Consider the following 11994-nt stretch of genomic DNA (forward strand, 5'->3'; position numbering starts at 1 on the left):
CCTAGCCTTGCCGTCCCCGCATGGCTTGTCGATCCCACCGGCATCAGTAACCTTCACCTCGACCGCCGTCCGCTCCTTCAGGAGTTGAAGAATGTGGGACTTTAGGGTTTGACCGGCTTGGGCGGCGGTGGGGCCATCGTCGGGCGCACAGCCGAAAAGGACCAAGCTTGTGGCAAATATGACCGCAACCACCTGACTTCGGAGCCTTACCTGACTGGACAGGACGAGCATCGTCTTTGCCTCCATGTCTGGCCGGACTCGTCTTCATCCCACATAATCTCAGTGAGAACCTCTGCGCCACCTAGTATCTACATCCTCCCAGAGCCTCTCATCGCAGCAGGAGTCCTTCGTTGCCTATCGACGACGACTTGGTGCCGAACCCAAGACACCGCGACCTGGAGGCGGCGCTTGCTGCTGTGCGGGCGCATGTTCGGGTGTTGGAGACGGCGCTTGATCGGGCGTGTGCGCAGTTCGGGGGGCAGGCGGTGTGGGTGGGGCCGACGGCGCGGGCGTTCGGGGAGGAGCTGAACGGGCGTAGGAGCCGGATCAAGACGGCGGCCGAACACGTCCTCGCGGAGTTGGAGGCCGAACTCCGTTCCACGCCGAGCAAGATCTCCAGGGCGACGGCGGCCAGCCTTGGCGGCTGGGGCTAGTGCGGTTGGTACGTCACGTGGCAAGCAGGCATGTCAGTGCATCAAGTGGCACGCAGGCGTGTTGGCGCTTCATCTGGCAGGGAGGCATTCTGTCTCTCCTTGTACTGAGTACTCGCCCACTTCGCGCGAGTTCAGTACCAGTAAGGTGGCCGTTGCCTTGTCTTCGACTTTTATGTCGCTGTTTTCAGGGTCACCGGGGAGGACAGAGTATTTGGCGACCCGGTCCAGCGCTCCGAGCATCATCTCGTTGAGTGCGGTCGGCTTCGTGGTCGAGATGAGGTCTCGGCCGGTCGCGGAGAAGGTCTGCTTGACGCCGCTACCGCAGGGAATGTCTTTGCCGCCGGAATCGGTGACGGTCACGTCTTGAGCGTTTCGTTCCTTGAGTAAGCGAAGGATGTGATTTTTGAGGCTTTGGCCCGCCTGCGCGGCGGTGGGCGCGTTACCGGGCACGCAAGCGGAGAGGGTCAGGAGCAATACGGTCAGTGACAAGGCCGCACAAGAGCGAAGCATCATGGAACTGGGCGGAGCATGCATCGTCATCGCCTCCGCGTCTGGCCGGAACCGTGTTCGTGCCACTAGTTCCAGTGGGAACTCTTGCGCCATCTAGTATCTACGCTCTGATCGCGGCAGGGCTGGCAGCGAGGGGGCGCCGGTGGTCAGGGGGTTGGTCTGGTGGTGTGGGGGCGGTAGGTCAGGCGGCGTAGGAGGGTTTCCAGGGGGCCGCGGTGGCCGGTCGCGCGTAGGAGGTCGGCCAGGGCTATCGACAGGGCCCAGACCGCGATCGCGATCAGGAGGGTCGCGGCGAAGCTGATGTCGTCGTGCAGGGCCAGGGTGAAGGGGTAGAAGAGGGTCACCCACACCACGGCCTGGAACAGGTAGAACGTTAGCGACCGCTGCCCCAGCGCCGCCATGGCCGTGGCCAGGCGGCCGTGCCGGGTCCTGACCGCGACGAGCCCGACGGCGGCCGCCATGGCGATGCCGCCGGCGTACCCGGTCAGGTCGTGCGCGATGGCCACCGACCATCCGACGGGTGCCGAGGTGGTCGTCCAGGCTCCTGCGGCCATGAGCGCGGCCGGAAGCCGGCCGATGATCGCAAGGCCGAGGCCGAGCACGGCGACGCGGCGCAGCAGGGGTACGTGGCGTTCGGGGTCGTCGAGGAGGCGGCGCCTGGCGGCCAGGATGCCGGCCAGCATGGCGGGCACCACGATCACGGTGGACACGATGGTCTTGCCCGGCCACGAGGGGATGCTCGCGACGAGGTGGGCCCCGAAGGTCGGCTCCATGATCTCCGCGATGGTGGACGGCTTGGACTGGGCGGCAACGCTCTGCCAGGCCAGCAGCAGGGTCGCGGGGACGAGCGTCAGGACGCCGGTCCACCACAGCACCGTCGCCCTCGCCCGCACGAGGGGGGCGAGCACCAGCAGCGTGAGCCCGTACACCGCGATGATGTCGATGGGCACCAGCAGCACCGTGTTCGCGAATCCGATGGCGATCAGCCCGAGTGCGCGGCGGCGCATCAGCTTCTTCGTGGACGTCCAGTCTTCGCCCCTGGCGTGCTGCCGGTACGCGAGCTGCCCGAGCCCGTAGCCGAACAGGAACACGAACATGTTGCGGGCCTGGTTGTCGGCCAGCAGGGACTTGACGAACGTGGCCACGGCATCGAGGGCGGCCGGGCCGGCGTTCGAGGTGTCGACGAAAGCGGGCGCGTGGGACAGGGCGATCAGCAGGAGCATGAATCCGCGTGCGAGGTCGGGGGCCGGCGATCGCACGGTCACGCCGGGGGGTTCGGTGACGGCCGTGCTCACTTGGACCCCTTGGAGGGAAACCCGATGGAGGGGACGTCAGCGATGACGTCGGCCGGGGAGAGCGATGTGATCATTCCAGACCTTCTCGGGAGACATGGTTCGCGTTCACGTCATCATGAAAGCTAATTTGCTTTCATGATTCTGTCAATTGATTTTCCCTTGTATACGGCATATTTGCAATGAGAGTGAAGGTGAATGCACATTGGCTTGCAATGAGATGGCGTCGAATGCAAGACAGGAATCTTCACCACGGTCCGGAGGTGTTCGCGGACGTGGTGGTGCACAGCCGATCAACGGCCGTCGGCGTCGCGCCTCTACTTGATGGAGGAGGTGTCCGGCCGGCAGGGGTTCATCGAGGAGCGTCCCCACAGGGTGGTGTGGTTCGCTCTCCTCCTCGCAGCACCGGTGCGGCAGGGGGCGGGTTCTTGAGGGTCCGCCACAGAGGGATCGCGGAGGTCAGGACGAACAGGCCGAACAGGGTGATCGGTAGTAGTCCTACCGGGCGCAGCAGCCGGGTGGGGTCGTCGTGTAGCCAGGGCCAGGAGACGTACCAGTTCGCGGTCACGTCCGCCGCCATGACGATGCACGCGAGCAGGACGCCCACCGGCCGGGACAGCACCAGCAGGGCGACCACCAGCGGATCGAGGACGACGAGCCCGACGAAGAACACCTGGAGCGGCGGCGGTGCGAACGACGCGTAGGCGTGTACGCCGCCTCGGACGAGGTCGAGCACGTGCGCGCCCGTCCCCTCGGCGAAGCCGAGCGCGTACACCACCAGCGCGCAGCGTGCCCACAACGGCCGCCCGGCCCAGCGCTCCCGCAGGCTTTCATTCATCACCCGCAGCCTACGTAGAAGCGTGCGAGTCAGGCTTAGGAACTCCTCGCAGGGCCCTTTACAAAGTAATATGAAATATCACGACCTGTCCTAATTCGCCGCCGCCCCCACCCACATCGGCTCATGACCAGGTCAGCGGCGGGCGAAGTGGTCGGTGGTCTGGATGAGGCGGTCGAGGATGCCGGGTTCGGAGTAGGCGTGGCCGGCGTCGCCGATGAGGTGGAACGCGGCTTCCGGCCAGGCGCGGTGCAGGTCCCAGGCGGTCCGGGCCGGGGTGCACATGTCGTACCGGCCCTGCACGATGACGCAGGGGATGTGCCTGATCGTGTCGATGTCGCGGAGCAGCCGGCCTTCCTCGAAGAAGCCGTTGTTGACGAAGTAGTGGTTCTCGATCCGGGAGAACGCGACGGCGTAGTCGTCGTCGGAGTGCGAGGCGATGATCTTGGGGTTGGGTCGCAGGGTGATCGTCGAGCCCTCCCAGACGCTCCACGCGCGCGCCGCCGGCAGCCGTACCTCCGGGTCGGGGTCGTTGAGCCGGGCGTGGAAGGCGGTCAGCAGGTCGCCGCGCTCGTCCTCCGGGATCGGCGCGACGTAGCTCTCCCAGAGGTCGGGGAAGACCAGCGACGCCCCCTCCTGGTAGAACCACCGGAGCTCCAGGGGTCGCAGCGTGAAGATGCCGCGGAGCACCAGTTCGCTCACCCGATCGGAGTGCGTCTGGGCGTACGCGAGCGCCAGCGCGCTTCCCCACGAGCCGCCGAACACCTGCCAGCGGCCGATGCCGAGGTGCTCGCGCAGCCGTTCCATGTCGGCGACGAGGTGCCATGTCGTGTTGTGCTCCAGCGACACGGCGGGGTCGCTCGCGTGCGGCCGGCTGCGCCCGCAGTTGCGCTGGTCGAACAGCACGATGCGGTACGCCTCGGGGTCGAACTGGCGCCGGTGGTCGGTGGTGCAGCCGCCGCCGGGCCCTCCGTGCACCATGACGACGGGTTTGCCGCCGGGGTCGCCGCAGACCTCCCAGTAGACCTGGTTCCCGTGGCCGACGTCGAGCAGGCCGGAGTCGTAGGGCTCGACCGGTGGATAGAGGGTCCTCATGACCGGCCATTTTCGCAGCGTGGCGGCACCGGAACACCGGGTTCCGGCAGGGGTGGGGGGTTTCTGGGGGTGGTGGGGGGCAAGCGTGGAGGGAGCGCCATAGCCAGGGTGGTGGGGATCACTTAGCGTTGGCGCGGAGCGGCCTGTTCGATGCGGTTACCGGTGTGCGGGAGGAAATCGCGGTGGACCAGATGGTTCTCAGAACACAGCAGTGGGTCAACTCCGTTTACGAGAAGGTCACCGGATACCAACCCGTCCCAGAAGACGGCAGAACAGGCTGGGCCACTGTGCGGGCCCTCGTGCGGGCCCTGCAGCACGAACTGGCCGTCACCCCGCTGAGTGACACGTTCGGATCGGCCACCCTGGACGCGCTCACCGCGCGGTCCCCCGTCATCGGCGCGGGCACGGCCAACGAGAACCTCATCAAGATCGTGCAGGGCGCGTTGTACTGCAAGGGGTACGACGGCAGCGGGATCTCCGGCACCTACGACCTGGCCACCGGCACCGCCGTCGCCGCCGTGAAGACGGACATGGGTGTGGACGGCGCCTTCCCGGCGCCGGGTGTCGTGCCGAAAGTGCTCAGGGCGCTGCTGACGATGGACGCCTATCGCCAGGTCAAGGGTGGATCGGCCCGGATCCGGGAGGTCCAGAGGTGGTTGAACTCCGCGTACGCCGGCCGCCGTGACCAGCCCATCGTGGCGTGCGACGGGCGCTTCTCCCGAGACGCGCAGAGGGCGCTGCTCCTGGCGATCCAGTACGAGCTCGGAATGGACGACGACACCGCGACCGGGCGGTTCGGCGAGCGGACCCAGGCCGGGATCAGGGAGCAGGCGGTCCTCGGTCCCGGCGCCACGGACGGGGAGAAGCGTTTCGTCCGGCTGTTCCAGTCGGCGATGATCGTCAACGGGTGGGACCTGCCCCTCGACGGGTCCTGCTCCCCTGTCGTGGCGGACACCGTCCTGCTCTTCCAGCAGTTCGCCCGGCTGCTGCCCGCCAACGGCATCGCCGGGTACCAGACCTGGGCGTCGTTGCTGGTGAGCCACGGCGACGCCACCCGCAGGGGGACGGCCTGCGACTGCGTCACCGCGATCACCCCGGAACGGGCGGGCACCCTGCGGGCCGAGGGGTACACGACCGTGGGCCGGTACCTCACGAACACTCCCGGCACCACGTTCAACAAGAAGATCCAGCCGGGCGAGCTGGACGCCATCGCGGCGGCCGGGCTGACGGCGTTCCCCATCTTCGAGACCGGCGGCCGCACGAGCGGGTACTTCTCCCCCGAGCAGGGGGCCGAGGACGCCCTCACGGCCCTGGAGGCGGCCCGCGGTCACGGGTTCGCGCGCGGGACCACGATCTATTTCGCCGTCGACTTCGACGCGCAGGTAGGCGACGTCACCCAGCGGATCATCCCCTACTTCCGGTCGCTCGCCACGCGCATGAAGCACTACTGCGACGAGTACCGGCCGGGTGTCTACGGGTCACGCGACGTCTGTGGTCGTCTGGCACGGGATGGGCTGACGGTGTCGAGTTTCGTCGCCGACCTGTCGAGCGGTTTCGGCGGCAACCTCGGCTTCCCGCTGCCGGACGACTGGGCGTTCGACCAGATATCGACCATCACCGTCGGCTCCGGATCCGGCGGCATCGAGATCGACAACGACATCGCCTCGGGCCGGGACGCCGGGCAGGCGGCGTTCGCGGTGCCGCCCCGGGCGAGCGCCCCGCTCGACACCGGTTTCGACATGTCGCGCCGTGAGGCGCTGCTGGAGGATCTGGCGGCGTACCTGGCGTCCATCGGCATGGCGGACAAGCCGCTGGTCTGGCCGAACTCCACCGAAGCGTCCCTCGACACCGTGCTCCGGCAGGACTCGCTGATCACCGGTCTGAGCCGGGTGTACCGGATGCGCAAGGCGCTCATCCAGAGCCCGATGTTCTGGGAGACGCGCAGGCTCACCGCCGAGGACGCGCTGGCCGATCTCGCGGTCACCGCCTACTACGGCTACCGCGCCGAGCTGGAGGCCTGGCACGAGCTGCCGCCCGGCGAGAGGACGACCACGCCCGTGCCGGTGCCCCCCTTCCTGCAGAAGGACGACGCGAGCGCCGGGTCCGGGCGGATCTTCGCGCGCACCGCGATCGCCGCGCACAACCACGCCGTCGGCGCGGGCCTCATCGAGGGCGAGCCGCTGGACCCCGACGACTGGCACGTGATGCGGGACATCCGGCGGCGGCTCCGCGACGACCCCGAGTACACCGCAGGCACCATGCCCCAGGTGATCGCCATGGCTGCGAGCGAGGCGGGCGTCGACGCCGACCCGCTGTCCTACGACACCGACGGGCTCAGCGCGGTGCTGGCCCGCTACCACGGAACGGGCGAACAGGCGGAACAGTACGGACGCGAACTGTCCGGCGTCTACGCCGTCTTCGAAAAGTACAACGCCACCCTGCGCTGAGATCCGTATGAATTGATCCACGGAGGCGCCGTGCAGCGACTCGATGACAGCGGGCGTGGACGACCGCGCGGGCGAATCCACGGCGGTGCCCGTGTACAGGCCGTGCGGGCGTCCGTTCCGGGATATACGTGACGTCCGATACCCGCCGGTCCGACCGGCCGGTCGCGGGCAGACTGTGTCGTATGTCCGACACCTTCGACGGGATCATCGACCGGTTCGTGCTGTCCAGCGCTGGTTTCGCGCGGGTGCTCGGCGCCGTGCCGTCCGAGCAGTGGAGCCGGCCGACACCCTGCTCGGAATGGGATGTGCGGCAGCTTGTCAACCACATGACCAGGGGAAACCTCAACTACGTGTTCCTGCTCCAAGGTGGCGGGCGCGCGGAGTTCCTGCGTCTGCGGGACGCCGACGCGCTGGGTTCCGACCCGGTCGGCGCCTACACCCGGTCCGTACGGGCGTGCGCCGAGGCGTTCGGCCGGCCCGGTGCCCTGAGGCAGGTTCTCGACTATCCCCTGGGCGAGGTGACCGGACGGCAGGCGCTCGCGGTGCGCACCACCGACAGCGTCGTTCACACCTGGGACCTCGCCCGGGCCGTCGGTACCGACGACGAACTCGACCCGGGCCTGGTCGCGTGGATCGACGACCATCTCGACGCTATCTACTCCGGCTTGTCGGAGTCTCCTACCGATGCCGACACGACCCACCGGTTCTTCGCCGCTCCCGCCGGCGAACCGGCTTCCGGCGCCTCGCGGCAGGACCGGCTCCTGTGGCGGATGGGCCGGAACGCCGACACCAGATAGGCGGGGCGAAGGCCGCTCCTTCGCGACCTCGGCCACGGAGGACGGGGGAGCCGGATCGAAGGACGGGTGTCAGGGGAGGTCGACGTCGGCGTGGGATCGGCCGCCGGACAGGGTCGGGTAGCCGGGGCCCCGGTCGAAGAACGCGGGGGGCGGCTCGGCGCGGAGCCGGGCGCGAAGCGCTTCCGTGGCGCCGTCGTCGACCTGGAGTTCGTCGGACCGGGGACGAGCGCCCGGGCCGCCGGGCGGATCGCCGTCGGCGCCACCCCGCGGATCAGCGCCCGGGCTGCCGGGCAGGTCCCCGCCGGCCCTCGGATCGGGATCCGGGACGCCGGGCAGGTCGCCGTCGGCGCCGCCCCGCGGGTCAGGGTCGGGGGTGGCAGGGGTGTGGAGGACGACGCCGTAGGCGGTGCGGGCCTCGGCGGGGGAGACCTTGCCGTCGCGGACGTCCGCCGCGACCAGTGACGGGTCGCGGTCGTAGGGTGAGCCCCAGCCGCCGCCGCCGGTCGTGCGGACCCGGACGATCTCCCCGGCGCGGACGGGGAAGTCGTCGACCAGGCCCTCCATCTCCGTGTCGCCGACGGTGACCAGGAACGGGCGCCCGGCCCTGCCGCCGTTCACCCCCCAGCACGCGAGGATCGACCGGTCGGCGATGGACATGAACGAGGCGTCACGCAGCATCCGGATGTGCTTGTCGTACCCGAGCCCGCCCCGGTAGAGGCCCGCCCCGCCGGAGTCGCGGGCGAGCCCGAGGCGTTCGACCAGGAACGGCCAGCGCGACTCGGCGAACTCGACGGGGATGTTGCGCGAGTCGGGGACGACGTGGATCGTGTCCTCCCCGTCGGCGTACCACCGCCCGCCTGAGCCGCCGCCGAGGACCTCGCGCATGAGGTACGGCCGGCCCTCGTGGTCGTCCCCGTACACACCGGTGTAGCGGATCGTCTCCTGGTCGGCGGGCATGCGCCCGCCCGTGGCCTTGGCCAGCACCCCGGCGAGCACGCCGAGCAGGCGCAGGATGACGAACGTGCGGGCGTTCGTCGGCGCCGGGAAGATCGGCGTCAGCAGGGTGCCCTTCTCGGGGAACCGCATCTCGATCAGCGGGACGACGCCCTCGTTGACGTCCAGTTCCGCCATCCGCTCGGGGGTGTCGGCGAGGTTGCGGAGGATGGGGGCGAGCCACTTCTTCAGGAACACCCCTCCCGCGTAGTCGCCGGCGTGGTTGATCGGGCCCTTGGCCTGCGGCGAGGTGCCGGTGAAGTCGATGACCAGCGGCCTTTCTGCGGCGTGGTCGACGGTCAGGGTGATGCGCTGGGTGTGCAGGCGTGGCTCGTCCACGCCGTCGTGCTCGGCGTAGTCCTCCCAGACGTGCACGCCCTCGGGGATCTTGGCCAGCAGTTCCCTGCGGAACGTCTCGGTGGTCTTGGAGATGATCGCGTCGAAGCACGCCTCGACCGCCGCCCTGCCGTACCGGCCGAACAGCTCGCCGAGCCGGCGGGCGCCCATGAGGCAGGCCGAGCACTCCGCGTCCAGGTCGCCGGCCAGCGAGTCGGGCATGCGGGTGTTGCGCGTCATGATCGTCAGCGCGGCGCGGTTGGGCACGCCACGGTCCCACAGCTTGATCGGGGGGACCATCAGGCCCTCTTCGAAGGCGCTGCGCGCGTTGGAGGGCATCGACCCGGGTACGGAGCCGCCGATGTCGTCGTGGTGGCCGAACGCCTGGACGAACGCGACCACCTCGCCGTCGTGGAACACCGGGACCGTGACGCACAGGTCGGGGAGGTGCCCGATGCCGCCTTCGGAGAGGTAGACGTCGTTGTGGAAGAAGACGTCCCCGGGGTTCATCTCGGCGACCGGGAAGTCGCGCACGATGGGCTGCACCAGGGCGGAGTACGAGCGGCCGGTCAGCTTGCGCAGGCGCACGTCGTGGATGCCCGCCCGGAAGTCGTGGGCGTCGCGGATCATCGGCGAGCGCGCCGTGCGGGCGATGGCCGTCTCGACCTCCATCTCGACGGACGCGAGCGTCCCCTCGACGATCTCGACCAGTACCGGGTCGACCGCTGTCATTGCCCTGCCCCGTCCTGTGCGACCGACCTGCCCTGTCCTACCGAACCGTCTCGTACGACTGAACCGTCTCGTACGACCGAACCGTCTCGTACGACCGAACCGTCTCGTACGACCGAACCGTCTCGTACGACCGGACCGTCCTGGGTGAGTGCCGCGCGGCGGACCACGAGGTTGGCGTGGGCGTCGACCTCGGCGGTGAAGCCGGGGTGCAGCGGCAGCGTGGAGCCGTACTCCTGGATCACCGCGGGCCCGGTGACCACGTCGCCGCGCCGCAGGTCGCCGCGCCGGTGGACGGGCGCCGCCCGCCAGCCGCTCCCCTGGAGGTCCTCGTCGAAGTACACCGCACGCTCGCCGGGAGGCGGCGGCGCCCCTCCCCCGGGCGGGGGCAGTTCGGGGATGACGGGCCGGGTGATCGGGCCGATGCCGGAGACCCGCAGGTTGACCCATTCCACGCCGTGCCGGGGGTCGTCGCGGTAGCCGTACCCGTAGAGCCGGTGGTGGGCGTCGTGGAACCGGTCGAGCACCTCGTCCCGCCAGGAGGGGTCGACGGGCCCGGCCGGCGCGGGCACCCGCACCTCGTACGCCTGGCCGTAGTAGCGCAGGTCGGCGCTGCGCGCGTAGACGTGCCGCTCGCGGGGGAATCCCTCGCGGTCGAGGGCGTCCGCCGCTTCGGCCTCCAGCTCGCCGAGGATGGCGGCGGCGGTCTCCAGGGACGGGTCGCGGGTCACGTGCGTGCGGACGTAGTCGTTCTTGACGTCGACCGTGAGCAGCCCGAACGCCGACACATTGCCGGGGTTGGGCGGCACGACGACCGCGGGAACGGACAGGATGTCGATGAGGCGGCAGACCAGCAGCGGCCCCGAGCCGCCGAAGGCGACCATGGGGAAGTCCCGCACGTCGAGGCCGCGTTTGACGGTGATCTGCCGGATGGCGTTCGACTGGTTGAACGCGCTGATCTCCAGGATGCCGACGGCGGTGCGCTCGGGCGTGAGGCCGATCTTGCCGGCCAGCGCCTCGACGCCGGTCCGCGCGGCTTCGGCGTCCAGGGGGATCTCGCCGCCGAGCAGGTGGGGCGGCACGCGGCCGAGGTACACGTGGGCGTCGGTGACCGTCACCTCGGTGCCGCCGTTGCCGTAGCAGATGGGGCCGGGGTCGGCGCCCGCGGACTTGGGGCCGACCTTGAGCGTGCCCTCGGGGGAGGTCCAGGCGATCGACCCGCCGCCCGCGCCGACGGTCACGATGTCGATCATCGGGATCTTGCACGGGTACCGGCCGATGGACCCTTCGGTGGTCAGGGACGGCTCGCCGTCGACGACGACGGCCACGTCGGTGGAGGTGCCGCCGCCGTCGAGCGTGATGACCGACGGGTGGCCTGCGGCGCCGGCGATGAGCGCGGCGCCCAGGGCGCCCGCGGCCGGGCCGGAGAGCACGGTGGTGATCGGCTGGTGGACGACCTCGGCCGCCGACAGCACCCCGCCGTTGCTCTTCATCACCGAGAACGGCATGCCGAGGCGGGTCGCCAGGTTCGCGATGTACCGCCGCATGGTCGGCTTCACGGCGGCGTCGACCAGCGTCGTGACGGAGCGCTCGTACTCGCGGTACTCGCGCAGCACGTCGCTCGACAGGGACACGACGGCGGCGGGGTGCTCGCGCTCCAGCACCTCCAGCATGCGCCGTTCGTGCGCGGGGTCGGCGTAGGAGTGCAGGAAGCACACCCCGATGGCGGTGATGCCCCGTTCCCGGAACCAGCGCGCCGCCGCCACGGCCCCGGCCTCGTCGAACGGGCGCACCTCGCGGCCGAGGTGGTCCAGGCGCCCGCCGACGGTGCGCACGCGGTGGACCGGGACGATGCGCGGGGGTTTGACCCAGAAGTAGGAGTTGCCGTAGCCGTCGGGGACGCTCTGCCGGGCGATCTCCAGGATGAACTCGAACCCTTCGGTGGTGACGAATCCCAGGTCGAGGGGGCGGTCTTCGAGGAGCTGGTTGGTGGCGACGGTGGTGCCGTGCACGATGCCGCCGATGTCGGAGAGGCTCCGGCCGGAGAGGACCTTGTGGACGCCGTTCATGAACCCGTCCGCGGGGTTGGCCGGGGTGGAGGGGGTCTTGGTCGTCGTGATCTCACCGGTCTGCTCGTCCACCGCGACCACGTCGGTGAACGTGCCCCCGGTGTCGACGCCGATACGGACGCTGCGCATGCCTTCAGTGTCTACTGAACGCGCCGGGCCGCCGGATTCAGCAAGATTGGCCAAGGAATCAACCTTTCGTCAGCAGGTCTCACCGTCCGGCGGTCGGCTCCGCGCGGGC

General features: G+C 69.5%; 9 protein-coding genes. 3 read left to right on the plus strand and 6 right to left on the minus strand.

Translation table 11 applies throughout. From position 1 onward, the window contains the following. Positions 1–350 precede the first annotated feature (350 nt). Positions 351–653, plus strand: coding sequence for a hypothetical protein (locus NYZ98_RS18745; protein ID WP_262844102.1), 303 nt, complete (start codon positions 351–353; stop codon positions 651–653). 69 nt (positions 654–722) lie between these two features. On the opposite strand, the gene NYZ98_RS18750 is transcribed toward NYZ98_RS18745, so the two are convergent. From NYZ98_RS18750 to pip, 4 genes are all read right to left on the minus strand, one after another. Then, positions 723–1142 carry a hypothetical protein gene (locus tag NYZ98_RS18750; protein WP_262844103.1) on the minus strand — a complete coding sequence of 140 codons (420 nt, stop codon included), beginning with the start codon at positions 1140–1142 and terminating at the stop codon, positions 723–725. Positions 1143–1309: 167 nt separating this feature from the next. Then, on the minus strand, positions 1310–2458 hold the full coding sequence (locus NYZ98_RS18755) for a DUF418 domain-containing protein (RefSeq protein ID WP_262844104.1): 1149 nt from the start codon (positions 2456–2458) through the stop codon (positions 1310–1312). Positions 2459–2807: 349 nt separating this feature from the next. Next, a complete protein-coding gene (locus NYZ98_RS18760; protein ID WP_262844105.1) occupies positions 2808–3293 on the minus strand; it encodes a hypothetical protein in 486 nt (161 codons plus the stop codon). A 132-nt stretch (positions 3294–3425) separates the two neighbouring features. Beyond that, positions 3426–4385, minus strand: coding sequence for a prolyl aminopeptidase (gene pip / locus NYZ98_RS18765; RefSeq protein ID WP_262844106.1), 960 nt, complete (start codon positions 4383–4385; stop codon positions 3426–3428). Between the two features lie 191 nt (positions 4386–4576). Here pip and NYZ98_RS18770 point away from each other — a divergent pair, with 191 nt between their 5' ends. Continuing rightward, complete coding sequence (locus tag NYZ98_RS18770) at positions 4577–6832, plus strand: glycoside hydrolase domain-containing protein (RefSeq protein WP_262844107.1); 2256 nt, start codon at positions 4577–4579, stop codon at positions 6830–6832. Between the two features lie 182 nt (positions 6833–7014). Beyond that, positions 7015–7629, plus strand: a complete 615-nt coding sequence (locus NYZ98_RS18775; protein WP_262844108.1) for a TIGR03086 family metal-binding protein — start codon at positions 7015–7017, stop codon at positions 7627–7629. A gap of 69 nt (positions 7630–7698) precedes the next feature. Here the strand turns inward: NYZ98_RS18775 and NYZ98_RS18780 are convergent, their stop codons facing one another. Both NYZ98_RS18780 and NYZ98_RS18785 read right to left on the minus strand, forming a co-directional pair. After that, positions 7699–9690: a hydantoinase B/oxoprolinase family protein gene (locus NYZ98_RS18780; protein WP_262844109.1), complete on the minus strand. Its 1992-nt coding sequence runs from the start codon at positions 9688–9690 to the stop codon at positions 7699–7701. Further along, the gene (locus tag NYZ98_RS18785; protein ID WP_262844110.1) at positions 9687–11885 is read right to left on the minus strand and encodes a hydantoinase/oxoprolinase family protein; all 2199 of its coding nucleotides are present in this window, start codon (positions 11883–11885) and stop codon (positions 9687–9689) included. Before NYZ98_RS18785 ends, NYZ98_RS18780 begins: the two co-directional genes overlap by 4 nt. Between the last annotated feature and the right edge of the window lie 109 nt (positions 11886–11994).

This window comes from Sphaerisporangium corydalis (assembly GCF_025506355.1).
GTDB classification, from domain to species: Bacteria; Actinomycetota; Actinomycetes; order Streptosporangiales; family Streptosporangiaceae; genus Sphaerisporangium; species Sphaerisporangium corydalis.